This is a genomic window from Mesorhizobium sp. M0408 (assembly GCF_040321495.1).
In the GTDB taxonomy this organism is placed as follows: Bacteria; Pseudomonadota; Alphaproteobacteria; order Rhizobiales; family Rhizobiaceae; genus Mesorhizobium.
The window spans coordinates 402683-425926 of sequence record NZ_JAMYRO010000001.1 but is presented as its reverse complement, the minus strand read 5'-3'; the positions used below and the strand labels follow the sequence as shown (position 1 = coordinate 425926).

Below are 23244 nucleotides of genomic sequence, written 5' to 3'. Positions count from 1 at the left end.
CGGCCATGAGCACCTGAGCACCGCGGTGCCGGGGTCAAGCTTTCGATGGGGAGACGCGATGATATTCTTCGAGGAGGAGTTCGACCTCCTCGATGCCTTCATCGGTGAAGGCCAAGATTCCGTCGTCATCGATGGCGCCGTACACCCAGATGACGCCGTCCTCGGGCTCGAGACCGAGGGTCAGGTCCTGGATGAGCGCTTCGCTGACGCCGAGGTCCCTGGCGACACGTTCGACGGTGTAGACGTGATGCACCTTATTGCGCTGCATGATCAGGCCGCCGCTGGTTGGGTCCGCAGTTTTGCGGATATCCAATTCCACGGCAGCAAATCATCGATCCGATGGGCCGGATAGGCGGGCAGTCGGGCGAGGACGTCGGCGAGCCAGGACTGCGAGTCGATATCATTCATCTTGGCGCTGACGATCAGGCTGTAGAGAACGGCAGCGCGCTGTCCGCCGCGATCGGAACCGCAGAACAGCCAGGACTTTCTGCCGAGAGCGATGCCGCGCAGGGCTCGCTCGGCTGCATTGTTCGATAGGCAGATCCGCCCGTCGTCGAGGAACCGGGCGAAGGATGACCAGCGGCGCAGCATGTAGTTGAAGGCCTTGGTCAGATCGTGTCCGCGCGAGAGCTTGTCGCGCGTCTCGATCATCCAGCGCTCGAGTTCGGTGACCAGCGGCACGCTCCGTTCCTGGCGCACGGCGTGGCGTTGGGCCGGCGACAGGGCTTCACCGCTTCAACCGCGAGCGGATAGACCAGGTTAGTCTTCTCACCGTCCAGCAGCCGCGCGACGAACTTCAGCCGCTCTTCCATGACGTTACACTCCTTCAAGGCACCTCTCTCTCCTCGCAAAGGGCCGAAAGTGTAACCCATCTATCCGGAATAAACTGTCACCCATCTCTCGGGAAGGGCAGAGAATAATTGGCATTAAGTCCATAGCTTATGTTGCCTGCGAACATTGCATCCCCCCACCCTGTTCCCCAGTAATGAGCGGATTGGGCGATCTTGGTGTCCGCCTCGTGCGCACAACCTCTGCAATGGTGTGAGATCCTAACTGATGCGACGAGGAGTCGAACGGCTCTGACAAGCTATAGGCTCTGACGCGCGCCATTCATCTGAAGCGAACTGAAGGCGGAGACAACTTGCTCCACTGAGATGTTGTGCATGCTGCCTCTTCCGTCGAGGTGCACGCCCTTGTCGGAAAATCGGAAGCCCCACTCCTCTGGCCTCGTGGGACCAAACAATCCGATGGCCGGAATGCTCCACAAGTCAGCGACATGAAGACCGATAGAGTCGACACCGACGAAGCTATCCGCTCGTGCGATGAGGGCCAGGAAGAATGAAAGCGAGATACGTGTAATGGAGATGGCGGCTTCGCCGAGAGTTTCGATTGGGAAGCTCGGAGGATGTCGTGACGCGACGACAATGAAGAGATCTGGATGCCTGGCCGTGAGCACGCGGAGAGTCTCGTGCATTCGAGACGGGAGCCACTGTTTGGCTTCGGTTGCGGTTTCCTCGTGCACAACCAATAACCGCCGGTTGGCTCCGATGGCGCGCCGTACATCTTCAGCGGCTGCGACACTCTCTGGTGGCAGCGCGAACGGATGCGCGAAATCGGAGATCTGCAGATGCGGGGCGAACTTCCTGACGACGTTGAAGGGAAGATCGGCGGCGTGATCGCGGGCATCGCCGAGCACACAAAAGTCGAAGTCGCGATGGAGGCCTATCGACCACGCCGGGCGTACGAGCCGGGCCAGTTCAGCGAGCGACGCGGAATGCCACGGCACGAGCGAGATGAGACACTCGACCGGTCCGAGTTCATGGAACGCTTGGCTAGCAGAAAAACACCGCGCGGCGCTGGCCCCCGGACGCCACATCGGCACGCTGACGACCCGGTCGATGCCGACGTCTCCAAAGAGCAACTCCGAGGGGCCGTCTGACGTGATGAGCGCGAGCCGCGTGGGCAACGCGCGAGCCAGCGCGCGCAGCGTCGGGAGCGTCAGAAGGTAATCACCCAGTCCATTTGCGAAAAACACTGCTGAAAGTTTCATCGCAAACTACTCGTCCCTGCTCTCCTTGACGCAGTCACTCCGCGCGGCAGCTCGTTGTTCACTCGCCCAACAACACCTCCCGATCGAGCGTTCGCTGCGAAGTGTTCCCAAGGTCAGCGAAACCAGGATTGGTCTCGCGCACGAACAGCGGGCCGACCGTCAGACAGTCCTCATCTTGAAACACGAGACGGTCATCTACGAGAGTACCTACATATCGCCCCGACGGATCGCACGCGACATTTCCTTGCATACGAGCCACGTGAATGCCCGCACCAGTGAAAATATCGACACCTTGTAGCAGCAGAGCACGCCCCCCAGAAGCATAGATGGTCTTTTCCGTGGCTTCGTCTTTCTTTTCCGTGGCTTCGTCTTTCATTGGCTACTCTCCTTGCTCAGTTGGAGAAGACATCTTTGGTAAGAAGTGTCAAGGTATTTCCAATACACACGCTCGTCGTCCGACTGCGGCTCGAAGATGAGGTCCAAACCTGGTGCCTCGAGCCCTTCCTCCGCCACAATGACGCTCGCTTTCCAGGCCAAACGCACGCCCGGATCGCCAATATCCGCATTGGTCGCATCGACGAGCCGTTTCAACATCGAGCCCAGTCGCACATGTTCCGCCTTGCTCCGCGAAACCAGTCGCACGTGGCGAACTCGAGCGGGTACCTGCGCGCTACTCCGATGTCCTTCACAGCTTGAATAGGTCACGCAATCCCAGGCCGTTACCAGTCGCACCACCAATTCGCGCACGCCGGCCTCGAGGCTGTTTGCAAAGCTGGGGTGCCAGCGTGTGAGCAGAAAAGATTCGTTACACCCGGAGTTACCTTGCAGGTTGATGTTCCCCCCGTCGGCGACGGAAAAGCGCAACTCCTTGTATTTCAGCTCACCTTTGTCGTCCCAGCGACGCAAGAAATCAATCAGGCCGTTCACGCGGTTGACACTTTCGACGGCGTGCGCGTGAGAAAGCATCCCTACCCTACCACCGCAAGAACGTTCTGCTGCATCTCGGCCAAGGCCGCTTGTACTTCTTGCCGAATAGACCCGATCCTCTCCGGTCCGAGCTGGTCGAGAATGGGGCCCTTCATGAACCCGGCGCTCGCTCGTGCAATCCCTCGGCGCGCTTCTTCCGCAGGCGCGTGCGAAGAGCACATCACCTGCCCCCAGAAGAAGAAGAGCCCGTACCACACAAAACACGCATGCAAGAACGTGCACACCGGCAACGCGCGTCCTGTCCAAGGAGACTGCGCCGTGCCGGGCTCATCACGGACGCCCGGCTTCACGCCCCAGAGTGGCGTCGGCTCGTGCATGTAAAGGTACGCATGAATCGCCTCGTGGACCAACGCTTCGGCAATCAGCGCCTCGCTGACGAGCTGTGGGTTGACAAGCGCGATACGTCCCACGGAATAGCACGACGAAAACGAATAGAACAACTTCGTCGGCTTCCTGCGCATCACGATGACTCTTGCGCACGTCTCCATGAGAGCCTGGAGGCTCGCGCCTCCGCGTCGGACGCGGAGGCAGGCCGCCGTCAGCGTTTCGAGCGCGAGTCGCTGCTCTTCGCGCTTGAGCGGGGTCCAGCCTACAGCCTCCGTCGGAAGCGTCGACCCGAGTGCAATGGCGTCGGGACTTTCGAGGTCGACAGGGAGCCGACCGTCGACAGGGTCCCACCGGGCCAACTCTCCGGTCTCGCGCACGACGCAGTTTCCCAACGCCCCCCAAATTGGCAGACCGTTCTGGATCGCGTTCTCTCTCGCGCCGACGGCTTCCATCCGAAGGCAGTTCTCGAGGAATCGGCCGGTTCCTGCCGCCGAATCGCCTCCCCACAACAACTGCTGGCTGACGCTCGGTGACAACAACACACGACTGATGACGGCCTCGCAAGCCTGCGACAAGCGTGTCGTGATGCTGTCCGCCAAGTCCGGCGATTCGGTCCGAAGCCGCGCCAACACAGTCCTGAGGGCTTCGCTGACGCGCTGCGCGAATCGCAGCTGAACGGCGTCGAATTCCAGACCGTCGGTCGCCCACATCAGTGTCCGCGGCAGGAGCGCGACGACATCGCAGGCTGGCGAAAGGGATAAGGCACTAGTAGGGTCACTCAACCGCTTACCTCCTCATTCCGTCGCTGGCGTCATCCCTCGAAGAGCCCCGCGACGAAGCAGGGTTTCATGCGGGCTGACACCCAAGAGCTCTCTGACTCGACCGAACAGGGCCAGGAGATCGTCACACCAGACTGAAGGGTTGTCCAGGCCGCGGGCCGTTGAATAACGATCGGCCAGGTGACCGCCGCCGCACGTTATGAGCTCGGGGCAGTCTCTGCACCCTGATGGCGTGGGGACTCCGTCGAAAATGGCCTGGCGATGAAGGTCGCTCACGAGTCGGATGTCGAGAAAGCGACGACTCTGCACATTGAGCCCGGTGTCGGCCAGGCCATGGGCCGCGACTTTCAAGGTGTCCAGCCCCGCGATCGAACCATCGGTTTCGACGAACACGAATGATAGGAGTCGATTGCCGAAGAGATCGATCAGGCTGCTCCCTCCGAGAACCACGCGGCTCATTTGCCAGAACACCACTATCTCCTGGTCGATGGTTCCGTGTGTCCACCAGGAATTGAGAATCGGCAACAGGTAGTCCGCACATGGCGTCGGGCCGAATTGGACCTTCACCTCCGCAATGGTGTCGTGCGAGAAGTGCGGGAGCAAATAGCTGATAGTCTTGAAGCCCATCTCGGTGAGGTGCTCGTGGACGCTCAGCCCATCGACTCCCAGCTGGATGACCGCAAGGACACCGACGTCGATGTCCGCGTTCAGTAACGCCCTGGCACCCTGCGCAACGCGGGCATAGGAGCCTCGACCCTTCTTGTCGATTCGGTAGACGTCATTGATATGCGCGGGACCATCGAGGCTCACTCCGACCGATACGGAGTGCGCCCGAAACGCATCGAGCCATTCCGGCGTGACGAGCGTGGCGTTAGTCTGGATGACGAAGCGCACTTTGACAATGTCACTCAGCCTGGTTCGTGCTTCCTCGCACCATCGTGAAAAACGCTCGGGGCCCACGAGGCACGGCTCGCCACCGTGGTAGGTGATCTCGACAGTCTCCTGCCCTGATAGCAGGCAGTGCTCGCGGATACGCTCGATCGTGGCGGTAAACACCGAGTCGGGCATGATGGCGGGCCGATCGCGCCAGGTGCTATCAGCCTTGTTGTACACGTAGCAGTAGGTGCAATTGAGATTGCACGGGGCGGCGACTTTCAGCGAGAAGTTGAGCGCGCCGACCGGTTTAGGCACTGTATCTCTCGACTTCTACAGTGCGATCGAGGAAGTCGCGTCCGTCGACCGTCAGGTGCTGGCGATTGGCCACTAGGATGTCCAGCGCGTCGGTGAGTTTGTGTCGATTAGCACTGATCTGCGCCTCGAGGCGGCTGGCTGCCGAGATCGACGCGTGCAGGGCGTCGGTGTAGTACGCCGCAATGTACGCAAGCGCGTGACAGGCGAGCAGGATGCCTCGTAGCGGCCGAGGATCGTCACGAAGCGGCGACTTGTAATTCGAGGTGTGGCGGGGATCGACCAGGGGCCCGGCAGTCTCGGCCATGAACAGATGTTGATGCGCGGTTTCGTGAACCAGGGCCTCGATCGCCTGAAGCTCATTGTGGAGCGTCAGGAATACCACTCCGGGCAGCGTCGAGGCGCTCGAGCTGCTGGCGTGTTCACCACTGACCTTGCGTAAAGGAACGATGACCTGAGTGCGCGAACGCACCCACGCAAGGCATTCCGGAAGGTATTGGTCCGCTGCTGTCAGCGCGCGAAGCAGCAGTTGGAGTTCGGCTTTGAGCTTGTCCTCTTCCTTCGCGCCAAAGGGTGTCACGTCCCGCCACAACTGATGAAAGGGCACCTTCATGGACCGTGCCCATGGGTCGACCGTGAGTGGACTCTGGTCTTGTTGTGTGCGGAGGGTGGCCGCGAGGGCGGTCAGGTCATGAGCCCCCGCCTCCAACCTCATGCCGCCGCCCGGCGACCACGCCCAGACAGGCCTGTCGAGGGTGGCAACGCCGAGCGCTTCGGACGTGTTAATGGCGCACCAGACGGCCAGCTGGAAGTCCCGTTGCAACTTCGCTTCCGGCTTCGGCAATGTGATGGCATTCACGCAGGGGTGCACGAGCCAGCGGGCAAGCGTCGCCGCGTGCGTTCCGATGACTCGTCGAATCAGCTCGCCGTCGAGGCCGAGTGCTGGCAGTGGCTCCCATCGGGCGGCGAGGTTCTGAACAAGGTCGAACCACGCTGAGCTCGAAGGCTGCCAGAGCCATGGAGCGAAGCCGTTGGGCAAGCCGGCGGCTTTAGCCCCTGTCAATGACAAGCGACTGACCTCCACGTCAACACCTCAGTCCAGTCCTGACACACGGTCACTACAAACACTCCGAGAACCGGGCTTGCCCAGCCTCGCTTCGCGAGAGGAAGTAGGGAGGCGGCGAGATTACAGTGCAGCGCCGTCCCGGAGCTGGGTCAGTCGTTCCGTAAAGGCCCGGTACTTGTTATCGTCCCAGCTGACGGACATCTGGCTTTCGTCAGCGTCCGGATCGACGATTTGCGTCACGATGTGTGAGCCGTGCCCGGCAATCAGCACCGCATCATCTTCTTCGATCAGGCCGCGTTCGAGGCTCGACTTCAGGACGTCCGCGACGCGTGCGCTCGCGCCGCCGTTACCATGGGTTGGCACTTTTTTCAGGTTCTTTGACATTGTGGGTCTCCTCTTCGGGGTGGGTGAACTCCCTCGCCTTCGGCTGATACGACGCGCGGCCGCCTATAGGGGCACGAAATGTTAACGTTGGGTCGTACTACTGTCAACGAGTTTGGGCAGCATGTTGAGCTGCCAACATTGCGGTGAAAGGTATAGTGTATGGGCGACATCCTCAAAGAGAATCTCTTTCGTTCGGCCACGACTTCTCATCAAAGATGAGTCGGGGCGGGACGTAAACTTCGTGGCAAGGCCTTCAGCCTCGGCGCGCAGCTGTCCTTTCGAGATGAAGCGGCTGCGCCAGCTTGAGGACGAGAACGCCAAGCTCAAACGGATTGTGGCGGATCTGTCCTTGGACAAGGCGATGCTTCAGGACGTTTGGTCAAAAAACTCTGAGGCCTGCCCGTCGGCGCCAGCTCGTGGATCAGGTTAGGAGACTTGGAAGGCGTCGGTTCGCAAGGCCTGTGACGTCTTGCGGACCTACCGCTCCCTCTACACCTACAACTCCAGGCGCGGCGATCAGGACGGATTGAAGCAGCGGATCAAGGAGATCTGCCAGACGCGGCCGCGCTACCGCTACCGACGCGTGCACGAGGCGGCGACGATGGTTTCGCAGGTACGGTATGTCTGCTCTTTGAACTGCTGCTTCCGCAAGCTGCCGGTGGGCTGTCGGCCAAAGTGCGGTCGTCATGAAACAGTAATGGCACTGCTAGCCTCAGGCGCAAATAGGACATAGCTCTCCCGCCGGATTCGGCGTCAGGAAAACGGTCTTTTGTCGGACATGTCATATCGCACCTCGCGTCCACCGCTCCTGCTGCGGCTGTCGGACAACCGCCTCGATCGCGCCTTCGAGGCATCGGCACCGAACCAGCGATGGATCGCCGACTTCACCTACATCTGGACGCGGAAGGTTGGCTTTGCGTTGCCGCTGTGGCCGACCTGTTCTCCCGGCGGGTCGGCTGGGCGATGAAAGCCGAGATGACAGCCCAGCTCGTCACCGATGCCCTCATCATGGCGATCTGGCGCCGGGGCAAACCCGACAGCCTGCTGCACCATTCCGACCAGGGAAGCCAATACACGAGCGAGCAGTTCCAGCGCCTGATGACCGACCACGGCATCACGTCTTCGATGAGCCGGTCGGGCAACGTCTGGGACAATGCTGCGACGGAGAGCTTCTTCTCGTCGTTGAAAACCGAACGCACAGCCCGCAAGGTCTACAGGACGAGAGATGCCGCCAGGGCCCGCTGAAGCTGCCGGCTGGAAATGGCCGCCGTACGGTGTGTGGGTCAAGGCGGATTAGAGATTGTGCGTGCTGCCCCGTACCCCGATGCAGAGATATTTGCTTTAGTCGGCGATGAAGGCGTCGTCTTTCGACTCAGGCAAACACTGCCGGTGGACGACGAATTTATGTAACGCGCCTCCAAAGTTGGTGATGTAGATGGCTGCTTCCGGTTCGTGGGGCAATGTAAAGAGGATCAAGTGGCCACTGGATCGATGGGAAATGTAACGTGCCGGCATTAGTTTTTGCCCAGCTCGAGCCTTTAAAAGATGCCGGACGTGCTGATCTGCCTGACTGCACAATCAGGAGCACATGCAAAGCCAAGCGCTTATTCAGACAACACGCCGCTGCAAAGTTTGCTGACAAGCCCGGGCACCAGGGGTATATTTTGCGGCAAATCGGCGAGATGAGGTAGTGAAACCTGAGAATCAGCAAGCTAACCTTCTGGATCCCACCAGGGTAGTCGACTTCGGACGTCATCGCGGAGCTGTGAGTCGAGTTTGCGCGTTGCGGGGCGTTTTTGGTTCCAAGCACACAACCGACATTTCGCTGGAAAGCCCCAAACAACTACGACGATTTCTTTCTCTGTTGGTTGAAACAGGAGAGTTCGTGCTTCATGGGAGCAATCGGAAAAAAGCCATCGGTGAACTATTGCCGCATCGATCTATAGATTTAGTGCGGACGTCTGGAAACAGGACTGCGATATACGCCAGTACAGATTGGGCTGAGGCGATATTACACGCTCTTCTCGACATCAAGAGCTTGGAAGGAAAGAGTGATGCGTTGGTGTTGGGATACAGCCGCGTAGGATCGCGGCGGTGGCTAAAGTCAAGTGGCGGATTGCTGCGCCGTCTGTTGGCTCATGATAAGTCTCTCTGGTCGTCTGGCATTTTGTATGTATTAGATCGTCAGTATTTTTACCCTACGCCCGATAGTATGGGTGAGCATTTTTCTTTGCAACCGCTTCGACCGGTTGCTCGAGTTTGGGTACCGGCGAATTGTGCATGCCTAGTGACGGGCTCGTGTTCGCCTGGAGTTCCACGTCGCATTGCCGCCTATACCGCTCAAGAGATAGCGCTTATGCGCGAAGTACACACGGCCGATGAATAGGCGCTATCCTCGCCTGCCGGTTGTCAGCCGTGTGGGACAACTTGAGGTGATCGGGCAGCGAGGGTTGTGGCTCATCGTAGCCGCCGAAGGTGTGGCGATGAACCAGGAACCAGTGACGCCGCGTGCTCCCGCCGGGTGAATAAAGGACATACGGCGGGCGACCCGGAAGCCGCATTCGGCCGAGGACACCGGGGTCGGCGGCAAAACCAGCATTGCTCTGAGAAGGGAATCGCGTCGTCCAGGAAGCCGCTCCTCCGCCGTCTGTGGCAACCGCACTCAATCAACGCCTGAAAGCACGTGCGGGAGAAGTTCATTTGTCGCGACTGCGAGGCGATCAGCCAGGCTCCGGCACCGTTCCACGCCACCCCGCGCGGCTGGGCTGGTCCCGGCCTGCTGGCGATGATCCTGTTCGAGAAGTTCGGCCAGCATCAGCCGCTCAACCGGCAGGCTGAAGGCTATGCCGCGAAGGCGTGCCACTCAGCCTGTCGACCCTGGCCGACCAGGTCGGCGCCGGCGCCGCGGTGCTGATGCCGCTGTTCAAGCGGCTCGAAGCCCATGTGCTGGTCACTCCCGACACCAGATTTCGCGGTCAGGGTGGGCTCACTTCGCTCAGCCATAGCAGCGAAGCCGGAACTGGTAGTTCGATGAGTGTGGGGAAAGGCGGTAGCGCTCTCCCGCCCCCGTTCCCCGATCGTACTTAGCCGTTCGATTGCGGCGGCCAGCTGATCAGGGCCAGGCTAAGACAACCATCCAAGCAACAAAAAATACGGGGTCGAACTCATCGTCCGGCCCCGTATTTTGTGCATCGCGGGAGGAAGGTGCGACACACTCCGTCGGCCTGTGTGCCGCAAGCCGGCGGGGTTGCAGCTTCAGGCGGCGGTGCTGACGCGGCTTGGCCCAAGAATCGATCTGACCTTGTCGGCGACCGCGCGCCCGAGATCGGCGTTGTTTTCGGCGGTGAAGTGAATGCCGTCGACACCGTCCGTGGTGACGAAATCGCCGGCGTTGAGGAAGTCGATCTTCATGAAATCGGCCATCGCCTTGTACTGCCTGGCCAGATCCCTCGACTTTTCGTGACCGCCGCCGAACATGCCCTCGAACCATGGGTCGGGCATCGGGGTGAGCGGCGGCGGCGCAATGACCAGCGCCTTCGGAGCCGGATAGGGCGTGCCGACACCGCCGGCACTTGTCAGGATCTGCCCGACCAGTTTCGCCATTCCATTGGCGATCTCGTAAGGCGTCCGGCGGAAATAAGACTTGGTGTCGTTGGTGCCGAGCATCACGATGACCAGGTCCAGCGGCAGATGGCTGGCGATGGCCGAGGGCAGGTAGCTGGCCCCGTTCAGGCGCGGGTCATTGGGGTCGTCGAGGCAGGTCGTGCGCGCGCTCAAGCCTTCTTCGACAATGTGATAGCCTTCGCCGAGCGCCGCCGCCATTACGCCCGTCCAGCGCTGGTCATAGGGGTAGCGGTAGGTCGGTGACCCCTCCTTGACCGGAACCCAGCCCCAGGTCAGCGAGTCGCCATAGCACATGATGTTTTTTGGCGGTGACATCCATGTCTCTCCATCTGTTTACAATTGTCTGAACGCGCGGTTTGTCGGTCTCGGCCAGCGCCGGGCGGTCTTGCCTTTCGCTGTCTCAAGTCATGGGGTTCGCACGCGCACTCCGTAGAAGATCGCCGCGCCGAGGATGATGACGCCCTGGGCGATGAGCTTGCCGGGCTCGTCGATGCCGAGCACCGTCATCACCACGAACAGCAGCGCAAAACACAGCGCACCGAAGAATGGCCCCCAGACGCCGCCGTCGCCGCGGCCGAAGACGACGCCGCCAAGGATCGTTGCCGCGACGGCCAGGATCGGCAGATCGAGGCCCACGCGGACGCTCCCAACGGCAATCGAACCGGTCTGCACCAGGGCCGCGATCGCCGCGATCAGGCCGGCGAGCGCATGCGCCAAGATGACGGTGCGCTGAACCGGCACGCCGGAAAAATGGGCGGCTTCGGCATTCTCCCCGACCGAGGCCACATAGCGGCCAAACACCGTCTGCGACAGCAGCAGCGACACTGCGGCGGTCAGCAGGATCCAGAACAGAACCGGCGTCGGAACCGACAGGAATTTCGTGTTGTAGAGGTCGTTGAACAGCTTCGGCACGTCGCCGGGTGGATTGCCGCTCGACAGGAACTGCACCAGCCCGACCAGGATGATGCTGACCGCCAGCGTGACGATCACCGCTGACACCCGCCGGTTGCCGATCATGAAGCCGTTGAACAGGCCGATGACGAGGCCGGTGGCGAGCGCCAACACGACGAAGAATGGCAGCGACGCGCCGGGGAAGCTGCCCGACGAGATGAAATAGTTGATCAAGAGGATGATGCCGCCGCCGGAGAGGTCGATCGACTTCACCCGCATGACGACGAGTTGCCCCAGCACCAGGATGCCAAGCGGAACGATCTGCCGGATGAAGATGCCCATGATGTTGAGGTTGAGCATGTTCGGCCGCGCGATCCACAGTGTGGCCAAAAGCACGATGAAAACAAAATAGGACGGCGGGATGCGCAGCAGGCCCCGGGCGATCGGACTTGCAAGAACGGCAGCCATCGCTCAGAGCCCCATTTTCTTGCGGGATTGCAGCCCGACCACCGCCAGCAGGATGCCGCCCTTGATCGCGGTCTGGACAAAGGGCGAGACGTTGGCAAGGTTCATGCCGTTGGCCAGCAGCGCCATCACCAGCGCGCCGATCACCGTGCCGTGCAGGCTGCCGATGCCGCCGGAAAGCTGGGTGCCTCCGAGGGCTACGGCGGTGACGGTGTCGAGCTCGAAAAGAAGCCCGACATTCGGATCGCCCGACACGATGCGCCCGGCCAGGAAGACACCGGCAACGGCCGCGAAACAGGAGCAGACCACATAGGCGAGGATGATGTTGCGACGGTCGGAGACGCCGAAGTTGCGGGCCGCACTCTCGGCACCGGAAGCGATGCCGCCACCGATCGCGAACAGATGCAGCCCGTACCGCGATCCGTAGAGCAGTTTCCAGCCCACCAGGATCACGACGATCCCCCAGAAAACCGGATAGGGAATGCCGAGGAAACTGCCGGAAACGGCAGCGATGACGATTTCCGGCACGGTGCCGCCGGAGACGGGACGTAAGATGCGCGTGATGCCAAGCACGATATACTGCGTCGACAGCGTCGCGATGATCGGATGGACGTTGAAGCGGGTGATCGCCAGGCCGTTGATCAACCCGATGAACGCGGCCAGCAGAAAGACCGCCGGGATCAGCACGATCGCCGGCTGGTCCAGCGCCAGCACCGCCGTCGTGAAGCTGATGACCGAGCCGACCGACAGGTCGAGCCCGCCGATCAGCACGACGATGAGCTGTCCGAGCGCCGCGATGATCAGCGGCATCGCCTGGGCAACCAGGTTGAAAAGGTTTTCGGCCGTGGCGAACTGTGTCGTCTCGACGGTCAGCCACAGCGAAATGAGCAAGGCGACCAGCAGCGGCAGGCCCCACAGGCCCTGTCGTGTGTTCCGGCCACTCAGGATGTTGAACAGCGAATGATACATGGAAGCCCCTAATGCTGGCGCGTGGAGCCGCCCATCAGGGCCGCGTCGAGGATCTTGTGTTCCGTCGCCTGCGCCGCCGGCATTTCGGCAACGATGGTGTCGTGGTGGACGACGTAGATGCGGTCGCAGAGCCCAATCAACTCGATCGTCTCGCGCGACAACACCAGCACCGCGCCGCCCTTGCGGGTGAAGTCGCGCAGCAGGTGGTAGATCTCCGACTTGGCGCCGATGTCGACGCCGCGGGTCGGCTCCTCCACCAGCAGAAGATCGAGATCCGCGGCGAGGTAGCGGCCGAGCAGAACCTTTTGCTGGTTGCCGCCCGATAGGGAGGCGACCGGAGCGGATGGACCTACCGCCTTGATGTTCATGACCTCCATCAAGCGGGCGATAACGCTTCGATAGGATCGCGCCGACGCAAGTTCGGATCGCCTCGAATGCAATCCGATGGCAATGTTGTGGGCGATCGGCAGGGCGAGAAAGAGCCCCTCTTCCTTGCGGTCTTCGGGAACGAAACCGACCTTCAGCTGCTGCAAATGGCGAACGCCTGATGATGTCGAGAGCGGCATCTTGAGCGCTTTGCCGTTGATGGAAATCGTCCCCGCAAAGGGATGGTAGCGGCCGATCAGCGATCTCAGGAAGCGCTGCTGGCCCTGCCCCTCCAGCCCTGCCAAAGCGACGATCTCACCCTTGTGCAAAGTCAGCGACAGCGGCTGCGATGTCTCGGTGATCCTGAGGTTTTCGGCGCGCAGGATCTCGTCGCCCTTGTCGCCCGTGCGATCGGGAAAAAGGTCCTGGAGTTCGCGTCCGACCATCATGGCGATGAGTTCGTCGGTGGTGATCTCGGATACCACCCTGGTGCCGACCAGCGCGCCGTCCTTCAGCACCGTGACCGTGTCGCACAGCTCGAAGATCTCCTCCATGCGATGCGAGATGTAGACAACAGCCTTTCCCTTATCGCGCAGCCGGCGGATGTTGCGGTTGAGCACATCGACGTCGGCCGCGTTCAGCGCCGCCGTCGGCTCGTCCAGGATGAGCACGCTGGCGTCCGCCTGGATGCAATGCGCGATCTCGACGAATTGCCGCTCGGCGATCGTCAGGTTGGAGACGAGTTGTGATGGGTCGAGGGTGAGGCCGAGTTCGCCAAGCGCCTTGGCGGTCTGGCTGCTCATCTCGGGATAGTCGATCGAGCCGAACCGGGTCGTCGGCTCCCGGCCGAGAAACATGTTCTCTGCGATCGACAGATTGGGCAGCAGCGAGTGCTCCTGGAAAACGGTCGAAATGCCGGCATCCAGCGCGTCGCGCGGCGACTTCAGATCGAGCTTTTCCCCGTTCATGAAGATTTCGCCGGAATCGGGCTGATGCACGCCCGCCAGGATCTTCATGAGCGTCGATTTCCCGGCGCCGTTCTCCCCCATCAGGGCGTGGACGCTGCCCGCCTTCAGATCGAGGGAAACGGAGTGGAGCGCCTTGCTCCCTCCGAACGCCTTCGAAATGTGGGACATCTCGATAAGATTGGTCACGAAACCCTCGAACGAACCGGATTCGACAGATGGAACGGCCTGCGGGGAATGCTTGTCCACTCCCCGCCAGCCACGGCGCCGTCACTTCTTGCCGTAATATTCCTTGAGCTTGTCCTCCGGCAGTTCGCTCGGCCACCAGACATTGGCCGTCAAATCGTCGCGATAGTATTTGGCAGCCTTGTCCTTGTCCCAGCCGTCGGGGTTGTAGACATAGCGCTTGTAGAGCTGCTGACCCTCAAGCAGCGCAACAGCGGCGCGCACGCCGGCGGCGCCCTGGGCGGGGCTGTATTCGGGAGAGATCGACTTGAATCCGTCCGTGATCCACTGGCCGAAATAGCCATTGTTGCCCTCGCCCGAAATCGGTGGAATGGGCGTGCCGAACTGCTTGAAGACGTCGACGCAGGCGCGTGTCATGTCGGCGCCGGACGACCAGATGCCGTCGACCTGCGGATTGTTCAGATAGAGTGTCTCGCACAGCTTCTTGGCCTTGTCGTACTGCCAGTCGCCATGCTCCTCGGCGGTGATCTGCACATGCGTGCCCTTGAGCGATTCCAAGAGGCCGTTGTAGCGGTTAGTGTCTTCCGGATGGCCGGCCAGGCCACGCAGGACCCAGATCTTGCCGTTGTCGCCGACGGTCTTCACCAGCCAGTCGCCCATCACCTTGCCGAAATGTTCGGCGCCGCCCTGGATTTCCGTGGTGTAGGCATCGGAATCGATGCGGCCGGTATGAAGAATGACGGGGATGCCGGCGGCGACCGCCTTGGCGATGCTGGCGTTGGCCGATGTGCTGGTCACCGGCTGAACGATGATCGCGTCGACATGTTGCGCGATCAGATCCTCGATATCGGCCACCTGCTTCTTCTGGTCGAAGCCGGCATCGAGCAGGATGAACTTCGAGATGCGCTTGTCCTTTGCTGCGGCATTTTGCGCCTCGTGCGCCACCTGCACGGTCCAGGTGTTTGCGTTGACGCCGAAGTCGCTCATTCCGATGACCCAGGGCGGGTCCTTCTTGAACGCACCGGCCGCGGTCATGCGCGTGTCGTCGGGGCGCGGCGCGACGCCGTCCATCAGCTTGACATCTTCCGCATGCGCCAGGGATGTTACGGCAAGCGCTGATACAACGAGCACTCCCAGACTGACGGTTTTCAGCAATCCTAACATTGAATTCTCCTCCTTGTGGTTGCCCCGGCCGTACGAATGCGTACGGCCGCGAGACGCTCTCCCAATGCACGCTCGTCGTCGCAAACCGACCGATGCACGCAATTCTCCCGCCCCCGAACACATGCGTGTCGAGGTCCAACCTGGGCTGGACGATGATGACGGTTGAGAACTCCTCCGGGCACTTTAGAAGCACAGCGGATTCGGCCTGTCAATAGTTAGTCATGTTGAATGACTATTCCATTGCTTGCCTTTCACCGCTCCTCTATCCATCATGAATGGCGCTCGCCGGCTTCGGCGCGCTGTCAGTCCCGGCGGGAAAAACATGCGATCAGTATTGTGCTACGGCGACTCCAACACGCACGGCCAGATCCCCGGCAGGGGGCCGCTCGAGCGCTATGGTCCCGATGAGCGTTGGCCGGGGATACTGCGTGCACAGCTGGGGGCCGATTGGTATGTCATCGAGGAAGGATTGAGCGGTCGCACCACCGTCCATGACGATCCGATCGAGGGAGCACACAAGAACGGCCGAACCTATCTTCGCCCTTGCCTGCAGAGCCATGCGACGCTCGACCTCGTCATCATCATGCTCGGCACTAACGACCTGAAGATCCGCTTCAACAAGCCGCCGTCGGAAGTGGCGATGGGGATCGGCTGCCTCGTTTACGACATCAAGGAGCTGGCGCCAGGTCCGGGCGGCACCACGCCCGAAATCATGATCGTGGCGCCGCCGCCGATGCAGGACGACGTCAAGGAATGGAAGTCCATCTTCGCCGGCGCGCCGGAGAAATCGCGCCTGCTGGCGCTCGAGTTCGAGGTTCTGGCGGACTCGCTCGAACTGCACTTTTTCGATGCCGGCTCGGTGGTATCCTGCAGCGAAGCGGACGGGTTTCACATCGATGCCGAAGCCCACAGATTGCTGGGCACGGAGCTGGCCCGCGCGGTCGACGCCATCGGCTGGAGCCGCTCGACATGAGCAACCAAACCGCTGCCAGGCAACGCGCTCTTACCGACGGGGCGACCCTTGCCTGACATGAGATTCGCACCACCCAATCCCTTGCGCATCGCGGATCGTGCGAGCGGGCTGAATGCGTTGAGCGTCCGCAGCTACAATGAGCGGCTGGTGCTATCGTTGCTGCTTCAGAACGAAGGCATTTCGCGGATGGAAATCGGCGAGAAGACCGGCCTGTCGGCGCAGACGGCCTCGGTCATCGTCCGCTCGCTCGAGCAGGAAGGCCTGGTCTCGCAGGGCGAGGCGCAGCGCGGCCGCGTCGGGCCGCCCACCATCCCGCTTTCGCTCAATCCGGAGGGCGCCTATGCGGTCGGCGTCGGCTTCAGCCGGCGCAGGATCGACATCGCGCTCATCGACTTCATCGGCACCGTGCGCTTCCACAAGCAGCTGCCGGCGGATGAAGCCAATCCCTTTCCGCAAAGCAGCGATTTGCTGGGAGCGATCGGGCAGGCCATGACGAGCCTGCCGATCGAGGCGCGCGGCCGGGTCGCCGGCATCGGGCTGGCTGTTCCCGACGAAGTCGACGCCATGGCTGCAATCCGCAACGGATCGAGCACCTCCTTGAAGGCTCTGCAAGGCGAGATCGAAGAGCAGAGCAAGCTGCCGGTTTTCGTGCAGAACGACATCACCGCGGCAGCCGGCGGCGAGAGCATGTTCGGCGTCGCAAAGCCGCTGAACGACTATTTGTTCTTCTATCTCGGCGCGAGACTACAAAGCAGGCTTATCCTCAATCACCAGATCTACAAGGGAAACTCCAGCGCAAGCTTCGATCATGGCCTTGTGCGCCTGGAGAGCGAACTGACCAGGCGCGGGCGCCCGTCCCAAATCATCTGGAGCAGCAACCCGGAGTGGCCTGATCTCGGAGAGGCCTACAGCGAATGGCTGGGGGAATGCTCCAATCGCCTGAAAGCGTCGATTTCGGCGCTGACCCAGTTTGTTGAGTTCAGGACGGTCGTCCTGTCCAGCTATGCGCCGCGGAAAATCGCCAAGGCGTTGTGCGCCGACATCAACCGCGAATTCGTCACCATCGAAGCGTTGCCGGCGCGGGTCACCATCAGCCCGAAGGCCGTGGGAGCGGCGAGCCTGCCGTTCAGCTCGCGCTTCATGATCCAGTGATTGTGCCGAACCCGCTCTGTCGCTAGCCGACCCAGGCGTCGCCTCGCTTCTGCTAAAGCAGCCTCACATTACCACTTAGGTTGTCCTCAAGGGCGGTTCGGAATTCCCGCTCGAATACCTGCTGCAGCATCGTCGACACCTGCGTGCGGTTGCGTGTCATGTAGATGTGACAGGGAAGTCGAGCAGCGAAAGGTGGATGGCAAGTTGGCCTTCCCACCGGGCTGCAGAAAACGGATCGACGATCGAAACTCCCAGGCCTTGTGCGACGAGCGCGCAAGCTGTGTCGGCGAAAGGGGTTTCAAAACGGCAGTCGATGGAAATGCCCGCATCGACGAGCGCGCGGTCAATATCCTGCCTGGTACGATCGTCTCGTCCCAAGGCGATGAATGCCTGCTCTGCGAGGTGGGGTGGGTCGATGACAGCTTCGTTGGCAAAGGCATGGTCGAGCGGCGCCACACAGACGCATTCGGCTTCGAAGATCAGATCGCAGCTGATCGCGGTGTCGACCACCGGCGCCTGGATGAGGCCAACGTCAATCTGCCGTCCAGCGGTCAATTCGGCAATCCTCGGTGAGGCGTTGGGCAAAATGCCCATCCGAGCCTTCGGATGGCGGCCGGCAAAATCCCTGAGAAAACGCGGCAGGACGATACTTGCAAGAGCTGGATAGACGCCGATGGCGAGGCCGCCGGCCTCGAGCTGCGTAATGTCGTCCGCCAAGCGGCGAATCCGAGGCATACCCTTGACGATCTGGCCAACCTCCTCGTTGAGCAGCATCGCTTCTGCGGTTGGGACCAGGCGACCCGCACGCCGTATGAACAGCTGAATCTTCAACGCGTGTTCAAGGTTGGAGATGTGCGCGCTGACCGATGGCTAGGCGATATGCAAATGCTCACTTGCGCCGGTCACGGTTCCCGCCTCCATCACAGCCCGGAACGCCTCAAGCTGCTTGTAGTTCTTCGGCGAAATCTTCCGCCCAAAGCCCAGTGGGAAGCAGCCACGGCGCTCGGTTTTCGCTTCACGCGCACGTTGCGGCTGGTGATCGTCCCGCAAGCGGTGCGGCTGATGCTGCCACCGACCGTCGGCTTCATGGTGCAGATCGTCAAGACGAGAGCTGATCGGGCTGACCGAGCTTGCCGGCGCCGCCACACAGGTCAACACCGTGACTTTCAGCCGGTCGTGGCGTTCGGCACGGTGTCGATCATCTACTTCGCGCTGTGCTGGCCGCTATCGCTCTATGCAGGCTATCTGGATACGCAAAGTCGAGACACCGCTGGTCATGCCGGCTGTTTAGCCAAAGCGGGTCAGCCGTTGAACGCTGGCAAGGTCAGGCCCTTGACGCCGACGTCGAGCGCGAACAGTCCGCCCGGATTCTTCTGGCGGACGAAGTGACTGGCCGGACGCCGGAGCACGGCCGAGGTGACGTAGAGGATGTCGAGGTCCTTGCCACCGAACTCGCAGCAGGTCGGCAGGTCGGTCGGCAGCAGCACGGTCTGCATCAGCTCGCCGTCCGGATCGTAGCGACAGACCTTGCCGGTCACCGGGATCGTCACCCAGTAGCAGCCTTCCGCATCGACGGTGGCGCCATCGGCGACGCCGCCGGTCACCGTCATGTCGATGAAGGTACGCCGGTTCTCGATCTCGCCGGTGGCGGCATCGAAATCATAGGCCCACACCGCGCCGGCATGGCTGTCGGAGAAATACATGGTCTTTGAATCCGGGCTCCAGGCCAGCCCGTTGGAGCAGCCGATGCCGTCGATCATCTTGTGGACCGAAAGGTCTGGATCGAGCCGGTAGAGCGCGCCGATGAATTCGATCGGCTGGCCCGGTACCTCGAACATCGAACCCGACCAGAAACGGCCCTGGCGGTCCGGCTTGCCGTCGTTGAAGCGGGTCTTCGGCATATGTGCTTCCGGGTCGACGATCGCCTCGAACTTGCCGGTTGCCGGGTCGAAGAAATGGAAGCCGTTTGTCATGGTCAGCACCAGGCCGCCCTTCTCGCGCAGGCCAAGGCAGCCGAGATATTCCGGCGTCTCGAAGACCTCGTCCTTGCCGTTCGATGGATCGTAGCGATGGATCAGCTTCTTCCAGATGTCGATCCACCACAGCACGCCGGCCTTCGGGTCCCAGAGCGTGCCTTCGCCGAGCTCGGCCCTAGCATCGACGACACAGATGATTTCGACCATGGTCAGCTCTCCTTTCTGCGCATCTTGCCGCCGAGACCGGCGAAGGTCTCGCTGCCGATCGATACGGTGAGCAGGATCACCGCGCCATAGACGATGAGCAGCGCACCGCTCGACAGGTTCAGCGCCGGCAACAGGCCGGTGAGGATGGTGAGCACCATGGCGCCGGCGACGGTGCCGAGATAGTGGCCGCTGCCGCCGAGGATCGAGGCGCCGCCGATGGCGACCGCCGCGATCGAGGTGAACAGATAGGCGTCGCCCATGCCGAGATAGGCCTGGCCGGAATAGCCGGTGAGCAACATACCGGCGAAGGCGGCGGTGAGGCCGGAAATCACATAGGTCAGGATGGTGGTGCGCGCCGTTGGCACACCGGAGAATTCTGCGACGGTGGCGCTGGTGCCGAGCGCATAGAGATGGCGGCCGAACGCTGCCTTGGAGAGCAGCAGCGTCGCCACCAGCGTCAGCGCAAGCCAGATCAGCGCGATGACCGGGAAGGCGCCGATGCGACCTACCGAAAGGTATTGGATCAAGGCCGGCGCCGAAGGCGTCGGCGAACCGCCGGTCAGCACCAGGATCAAGCCTTGCAGGATGACGTTGGTGGCCAGTGTCATGATGATTGGCGGCACGCCGAACTGGGCGACGCCGACGCCGTTGATCAGCCCGATGAAGGCGCCGCCGGCGAGCAGCAGCGGCATGACCCAGACCAGCGGCAGGTCCTGGCCGCCGCACAGCAACGCCATGACAATTGCCGCCGAATTGAGCACCCATGGCACCGACAGGTCGATGCCGCCGCCGATGATGACGAAGGTCTGGCCGAGCGCGACGATGCCGACGAAGGCGGCCAGCACGACGGTGGAGCGCATGTTGGAGACCGACAGGAAGCCCGGCGAGAACAGCGCCGTGACCAGGAGCAGCACGACCATGCCGGCATAGGCAAGCACGATGAGCCGGTTGCGGGCGAGGAAGGCGCTCATTGGACACGGCCCCTTGCGGCTTTCTCGGCGACGGAACTGGCCAGCACCGAGAGCAGCAGGATGACGCCGGAAGCCACCGGCTGCCAGTAGCTCGACACATGCAGGACGAAGACCAGATTGCCGATCAGGGTGAGCACGAAGGCGCCGATCAGCGTGCCGGCGAGATGGCCGCGGCCGCCGAACAGGCTGACGCCGCCGATGACCGCCGCCGCCACCGAAGGCAGGATGTAGTCCTTACCGATGGTTGGCGACCCGGCACCGGTCTGCGTCGTCAGAAACAGTGCCGCCCCCGCCGCGAACAGGCCGGAGAGGCCATAGGTGATGACGTTGACGCGGGTGATCGATACGCCCGACAGGAAGGCCGACTTTTCGTTGGAGCCTGTCGCCTGGATGGTGATGCCGACGAGGGTAGCGCGGAACCACCACCAGAACAGCAGCAGTGCCAGCAGCATCCAGACCGGGCTGGTCAGGCCAAACAGTTGCGCGTAGCCGAAGCTGACCCACCAGCCTGGCACACTGCCGCCATCGGTCGGCAGGATAATCATGGCGACGCCGTTGAGGATCGACCATGTGGCGAGCGTCACCAGGAAGGGCTGTAGCTTGAGCAGCGAGATCAGCAAACCATTGAGCGCGCCGATCAGGAAGCCGAGCGCGAGGATGGCCAACGCCCAAAGGGCGGTGGTCGAGGGGTCGTCGGTGAAGCGCGTTGCCGCGATCACCGTACCGAGGCTGATCATGCCGCCGATCGACAGATCAATGCCGCCGCGCACCAGCACGATGGTCTGGCCGGTCGCCGCCAGCATCAGCGTCAATGCCGCCGCCGTGTCCAGGTTCAGCTCATCCAGCGAAAAGACGCCGGATTGCAGGCTGCCATAGATGGCGACGATCAAGGCCAGCATCAGGCATGCGACGAGGAACGGCGCGCGATCGAGCAGGCGGCCGCGCCAGTCGATACCCGGCTTGGCGGATTTCATTTCTGCGGGCCTTTGCGCCATTTCCACAGGTTGCTCCGCGATCGCCATCACCATGCCTCAGGCCGCCTCGCTTTCAAGCATCGCGGCGCGCAAAATGCCCGCCTCCGAAATGCGGTCGCCCTCCAACGTCGCGGCAACACCGCCGTTGCGCATCACCAGCACGCGGTCGGCGACATGAACGAGCTCCGGCATGTCGCTCGAATGGAACAGGATTGCATAGCCCTTGGCCGCGAGGTCGCGCATCAGCTGGAAGATCTCGCCCTTGGTGCCGACATCGACGCCGCGCGTCGGATCGTAGAGCAGCAGCACGCGCGCTTGCGTGAGCAGCATCTTGCCGAAGATCACCTTCTGCTGGTTGCCGCCGGACAAAGTGCCGGCAAGCTGTTCCGGCGTGCCGGCCTTGATGCGCAGGAAGTCGACCATTTCCTTGACCAGAGCCGCTTCCTTTTGCCGGCTGAGCAAGCCATTTTCGGTGAAACGCCTGATAACGGACAGGGTCAGGTTCTCGCGCACACTCTTGGTCAGAAGCAGCCCCTGCCCGCGCCGATCCTCCGGCACCAATGCGATACCATCCTTGCCGATCAGGGCCTGGCGCGGATTGGCGATCGAAACCGGCTTGCCCCAGAGCTCGATGGTACCGCTCGCCTTGCTGGCGCCGAACAGCGCCTGGAACAGCTCGCGCTGGCCATGGCCCTGCAGGCCGCCGACGCCGAGCACCTCGCCCTCGCGCAGCGCAAAGTCGACGCCGGAGAGCCGGCTGCCGCTCGAAAAATTCTTGACGCTCAGCGCGATGCGATCGGTCGCGGTGGCAATACGCTCGGGGTAGAGCCGGTCGAGGTGCCGGCCGATCATCTGGGTGACGATCTCGTTGTCGGAGACGGCGTTGGCTTCATGCACGGCAATGGTGCTGCCATTGCGGAAGATGGTCAGCCGGTCGGCGATGGCGCGCACCTCGGCCATGCGGTGCGAGATGAAGATGACCAGCCTGCCCTCGGCGGCGAGCTGCCGAGTAAGCTTGAGCAACCACTCCGCCTCCCGCGCGGGCAGCGCCGAGGTCGCCTCGTCGAGGATCAGGATGCGCGGGTCCTTGGCCAGTCCCTTGGCGATCTCGACGATCTGCCGTTCGGCCAGTGTCAGCCGCCGCAATTCCTGGTCCGGGCGCAATACTGGAAAATTGTATTTTTCGAGCAGCGCCAGCGTCTTGCGGCGCATCTCTGCGCGATTGACGGTGCGCAGCAGCGTACGCGGTTCGTGGCGGAACCAGATGTTCTGCTCGACGCTGAGATCGGGGATCAGCGACAGTTCCTGGAACACAGCGGCAATGCCGCGCACCTGCGCGGCATCCGGATTGGCCGGGCGATAGTCCTGGCCATCGACCAGGATCGAGCCGCCGTCGTGCTGCACGGCGCCCGACAGGATCTGAATGAAGGTGCTTTTGCCCGCGCCGTTCTCACCGAGCAGCGCGTGCACTTCGCCGGCACGGGCGCTGAATGTCGCCTCACTCAGCGCGACGATGCCGCCATAGCGTTTGGACAGGCCGTTGACGGTGACAAGGTCCATGCTTGCGCCTTCGAGAAGCT

Annotated in this window: 22 protein-coding genes and 4 pseudogenes; 6 read left to right on the top strand and 20 right to left on the bottom strand. The window is 61.9% G+C overall.

Annotated features, from left to right (window positions below; all coding sequences use genetic code 11):
* Positions 1–34 precede the first annotated feature (34 nt).
* The 10 genes and pseudogenes from NKI67_RS02060 to NKI67_RS02015 all read right to left on the bottom strand — a co-directional run bounded on the left by NKI67_RS02060 (position 35) and on the right by NKI67_RS02015 (position 6781).
* Positions 35–268 (bottom strand): hypothetical protein, encoded by a 234-nt coding sequence (locus NKI67_RS02060; RefSeq protein WP_352644237.1) that lies wholly within the window; start codon positions 266–268, stop codon positions 35–37.
* Between the two features lie 2 nt (positions 269–270).
* Positions 271–717, bottom strand: a pseudogene (locus NKI67_RS02055) (IS66 family transposase); the annotation flags it as partial.
* On the bottom strand, positions 648–812 hold the full coding sequence (locus tag NKI67_RS02050) for a hypothetical protein (RefSeq protein ID WP_352644235.1): 165 nt from the start codon (positions 810–812) through the stop codon (positions 648–650). The pseudogene NKI67_RS02055 and the gene NKI67_RS02050, both read right to left, overlap by 70 nt.
* Before the next feature lie 275 nt (positions 813–1087).
* Positions 1088–2050 (bottom strand): glycosyltransferase family 9 protein, encoded by a 963-nt coding sequence (locus tag NKI67_RS02045; RefSeq protein WP_352644233.1) that lies wholly within the window; start codon positions 2048–2050, stop codon positions 1088–1090.
* Positions 2051–2108: 58 nt separating this feature from the next.
* Positions 2109–2426 (bottom strand): hypothetical protein, encoded by a 318-nt coding sequence (locus tag NKI67_RS02040; protein WP_352644231.1) that lies wholly within the window; start codon positions 2424–2426, stop codon positions 2109–2111.
* Complete coding sequence (locus tag NKI67_RS02035; RefSeq protein ID WP_352644229.1) at positions 2423–3016, bottom strand: hypothetical protein; 594 nt, start codon at positions 3014–3016, stop codon at positions 2423–2425. The genes NKI67_RS02040 and NKI67_RS02035 overlap by 4 nt, the downstream gene beginning before the upstream one ends.
* 2 nt (positions 3017–3018) lie before the next feature.
* On the bottom strand, positions 3019–4074 hold the full coding sequence (locus NKI67_RS02030; protein ID WP_352644227.1) for an aKG-HExxH-type peptide beta-hydroxylase: 1056 nt from the start codon (positions 4072–4074) through the stop codon (positions 3019–3021).
* Between the two features lie 84 nt (positions 4075–4158).
* Positions 4159–5334 (bottom strand): radical SAM protein, encoded by a 1176-nt coding sequence (locus tag NKI67_RS02025; protein WP_352644225.1) that lies wholly within the window; start codon positions 5332–5334, stop codon positions 4159–4161.
* Entirely contained in the window at positions 5327–6400 is a 1074-nt protein-coding gene (locus NKI67_RS02020; RefSeq protein ID WP_352644223.1) for an aKG-HExxH-type peptide beta-hydroxylase, read from the bottom strand. Before NKI67_RS02020 ends, NKI67_RS02025 begins: the two co-directional genes overlap by 8 nt.
* A gap of 117 nt (positions 6401–6517) precedes the next feature.
* A complete protein-coding gene (locus NKI67_RS02015) occupies positions 6518–6781 on the bottom strand; it encodes a hypothetical protein (protein WP_352644221.1) in 264 nt (87 codons plus the stop codon).
* A 274-nt stretch (positions 6782–7055) separates the two neighbouring features.
* Between NKI67_RS02015 and NKI67_RS02010 the strand changes: the two are divergent.
* From NKI67_RS02010 to NKI67_RS02000, 3 pseudogenes are all read left to right on the top strand, one after another.
* Positions 7056–7370, top strand: a pseudogene (locus NKI67_RS02010) (IS3 family transposase); the annotation flags it as partial.
* Positions 7371–7607: 237 nt separating this feature from the next.
* Positions 7608–8026, top strand: a pseudogene (locus NKI67_RS02005) (IS3 family transposase); the annotation flags it as partial.
* A gap of 1438 nt (positions 8027–9464) precedes the next feature.
* Positions 9465–9730: pseudogene (locus tag NKI67_RS02000) on the top strand (IS66 family transposase); the annotation flags it as partial.
* Between the two features lie 306 nt (positions 9731–10036).
* Here NKI67_RS02000 and NKI67_RS01995 read toward each other — a convergent pair.
* The 5 genes from NKI67_RS01995 to NKI67_RS01975 all read right to left on the bottom strand — a co-directional run bounded on the left by NKI67_RS01995 (position 10037) and on the right by NKI67_RS01975 (position 15411).
* A complete protein-coding gene (locus tag NKI67_RS01995; RefSeq protein WP_023675556.1) occupies positions 10037–10720 on the bottom strand; it encodes an SGNH/GDSL hydrolase family protein in 684 nt (227 codons plus the stop codon).
* A 90-nt stretch (positions 10721–10810) separates the two neighbouring features.
* On the bottom strand, positions 10811–11764 hold the full coding sequence (locus tag NKI67_RS01990; RefSeq protein WP_352454174.1) for an ABC transporter permease: 954 nt from the start codon (positions 11762–11764) through the stop codon (positions 10811–10813).
* A gap of 3 nt (positions 11765–11767) precedes the next feature.
* Positions 11768–12730 (bottom strand): ABC transporter permease, encoded by a 963-nt coding sequence (locus NKI67_RS01985; RefSeq protein WP_352644219.1) that lies wholly within the window; start codon positions 12728–12730, stop codon positions 11768–11770.
* 8 nt (positions 12731–12738) lie between these two features.
* Positions 12739–14250 carry a sugar ABC transporter ATP-binding protein gene (locus NKI67_RS01980; RefSeq protein WP_352644217.1) on the bottom strand — a complete coding sequence of 504 codons (1512 nt, stop codon included), beginning with the start codon at positions 14248–14250 and terminating at the stop codon, positions 12739–12741.
* A gap of 81 nt (positions 14251–14331) precedes the next feature.
* Positions 14332–15411 carry a substrate-binding domain-containing protein gene (locus tag NKI67_RS01975; RefSeq protein WP_352644215.1) on the bottom strand — a complete coding sequence of 360 codons (1080 nt, stop codon included), beginning with the start codon at positions 15409–15411 and terminating at the stop codon, positions 14332–14334.
* A 322-nt stretch (positions 15412–15733) separates the two neighbouring features.
* On the opposite strand from NKI67_RS01975, the gene NKI67_RS01970 reads away from it, so the two are divergent.
* Both NKI67_RS01970 and NKI67_RS01965 read left to right on the top strand, forming a co-directional pair.
* Positions 15734–16384: an SGNH/GDSL hydrolase family protein gene (locus NKI67_RS01970; RefSeq protein ID WP_023675551.1), complete on the top strand. Its 651-nt coding sequence runs from the start codon at positions 15734–15736 to the stop codon at positions 16382–16384.
* A 57-nt stretch (positions 16385–16441) separates the two neighbouring features.
* On the top strand, positions 16442–17536 hold the full coding sequence (locus tag NKI67_RS01965; protein ID WP_023675550.1) for an ROK family transcriptional regulator: 1095 nt from the start codon (positions 16442–16444) through the stop codon (positions 17534–17536).
* Positions 17537–17692: 156 nt separating this feature from the next.
* Here the strand turns inward: NKI67_RS01965 and NKI67_RS01960 are convergent, their stop codons facing one another.
* Positions 17693–18253: a LysR substrate-binding domain-containing protein gene (locus tag NKI67_RS01960; protein WP_198023537.1), complete on the bottom strand. Its 561-nt coding sequence runs from the start codon at positions 18251–18253 to the stop codon at positions 17693–17695.
* On the opposite strand from NKI67_RS01960, the gene NKI67_RS01955 reads away from it, so the two are divergent.
* Complete coding sequence (locus tag NKI67_RS01955) at positions 18143–18925, top strand: ABC transporter permease family protein (protein WP_198023543.1); 783 nt, start codon at positions 18143–18145, stop codon at positions 18923–18925. The two genes, NKI67_RS01960 and NKI67_RS01955, sit on opposite strands and share 111 nt — an antisense overlap.
* On the opposite strand, the gene NKI67_RS01950 is transcribed toward NKI67_RS01955, so the two are convergent.
* The 4 genes from NKI67_RS01950 to NKI67_RS01935 are packed head-to-tail and all read right to left on the bottom strand — an operon-like array spanning position 18838 to position 23224.
* On the bottom strand, positions 18838–19719 hold the full coding sequence (locus NKI67_RS01950; RefSeq protein WP_023675546.1) for an SMP-30/gluconolactonase/LRE family protein: 882 nt from the start codon (positions 19717–19719) through the stop codon (positions 18838–18840). The two genes, NKI67_RS01955 and NKI67_RS01950, sit on opposite strands and share 88 nt — an antisense overlap.
* 2 nt (positions 19720–19721) lie before the next feature.
* The gene (locus tag NKI67_RS01945; RefSeq protein WP_023675545.1) at positions 19722–20690 is read right to left on the bottom strand and encodes an ABC transporter permease; all 969 of its coding nucleotides are present in this window, start codon (positions 20688–20690) and stop codon (positions 19722–19724) included.
* A complete protein-coding gene (locus NKI67_RS01940; protein WP_245274641.1) occupies positions 20687–21664 on the bottom strand; it encodes an ABC transporter permease in 978 nt (325 codons plus the stop codon). The genes NKI67_RS01945 and NKI67_RS01940 overlap by 4 nt, the downstream gene beginning before the upstream one ends.
* A 57-nt stretch (positions 21665–21721) precedes the next feature.
* The gene (locus tag NKI67_RS01935) at positions 21722–23224 is read right to left on the bottom strand and encodes a sugar ABC transporter ATP-binding protein (RefSeq protein ID WP_031211418.1); all 1503 of its coding nucleotides are present in this window, start codon (positions 23222–23224) and stop codon (positions 21722–21724) included.
* Between the last annotated feature and the right edge of the window lie 20 nt (positions 23225–23244).

Bases quoted from the DNA above. Each gene is read 5' to 3' on its own strand.
- NKI67_RS01985 (WP_352644219.1), bottom strand. From the start codon at position 12,730: ATGTATCATTCGCTGTTCAACATCCTGAGTGGCCGGAACACACGACAG.
- NKI67_RS01935 (WP_031211418.1), bottom strand. From the start codon at position 23,224: ATGGACCTTGTCACCGTCAACGGCCTGTCCAAACGCTATGGCGGCATC.
- NKI67_RS02035 (WP_352644229.1), bottom strand. From the start codon at position 3,016: ATGCTTTCTCACGCGCACGCCGTCGAAAGTGTCAACCGCGTGAACGGC.
- NKI67_RS02015 (WP_352644221.1), bottom strand. From the start codon at position 6,781: ATGTCAAAGAACCTGAAAAAAGTGCCAACCCATGGTAACGGCGGCGCG.
- NKI67_RS02045 (WP_352644233.1), bottom strand. From the start codon at position 2,050: ATGAAACTTTCAGCAGTGTTTTTCGCAAATGGACTGGGTGATTACCTT.
- NKI67_RS02030 (WP_352644227.1), bottom strand. From the start codon at position 4,074: ATGTGGGCGACCGACGGTCTGGAATTCGACGCCGTTCAGCTGCGATTC.
- NKI67_RS01990 (WP_352454174.1), bottom strand. From the start codon at position 11,764: ATGGCTGCCGTTCTTGCAAGTCCGATCGCCCGGGGCCTGCTGCGCATC.
- NKI67_RS02060 (WP_352644237.1), bottom strand. From the start codon at position 268: ATGCAGCGCAATAAGGTGCATCACGTCTACACCGTCGAACGTGTCGCC.
- NKI67_RS01945 (WP_023675545.1), bottom strand. From the start codon at position 20,690: ATGAGCGCCTTCCTCGCCCGCAACCGGCTCATCGTGCTTGCCTATGCC.
- NKI67_RS01975 (WP_352644215.1), bottom strand. From the start codon at position 15,411: ATGTTAGGATTGCTGAAAACCGTCAGTCTGGGAGTGCTCGTTGTATCA.
- NKI67_RS02050 (WP_352644235.1), bottom strand. From the start codon at position 812: ATGGAAGAGCGGCTGAAGTTCGTCGCGCGGCTGCTGGACGGTGAGAAG.
- NKI67_RS01970 (WP_023675551.1), top strand. From the start codon at position 15,734: ATGCGATCAGTATTGTGCTACGGCGACTCCAACACGCACGGCCAGATC.
- NKI67_RS01965 (WP_023675550.1), top strand. From the start codon at position 16,442: ATGAGATTCGCACCACCCAATCCCTTGCGCATCGCGGATCGTGCGAGC.
- NKI67_RS01955 (WP_198023543.1), top strand. From the start codon at position 18,143: ATGGCGGCCGGCAAAATCCCTGAGAAAACGCGGCAGGACGATACTTGC.
- NKI67_RS02040 (WP_352644231.1), bottom strand. From the start codon at position 2,426: ATGAAAGACGAAGCCACGGAAAAGAAAGACGAAGCCACGGAAAAGACC.
- NKI67_RS01950 (WP_023675546.1), bottom strand. From the start codon at position 19,719: ATGGTCGAAATCATCTGTGTCGTCGATGCTAGGGCCGAGCTCGGCGAA.
- NKI67_RS01940 (WP_245274641.1), bottom strand. From the start codon at position 21,664: ATGAAATCCGCCAAGCCGGGTATCGACTGGCGCGGCCGCCTGCTCGAT.
- NKI67_RS01995 (WP_023675556.1), bottom strand. From the start codon at position 10,720: ATGTCACCGCCAAAAAACATCATGTGCTATGGCGACTCGCTGACCTGG.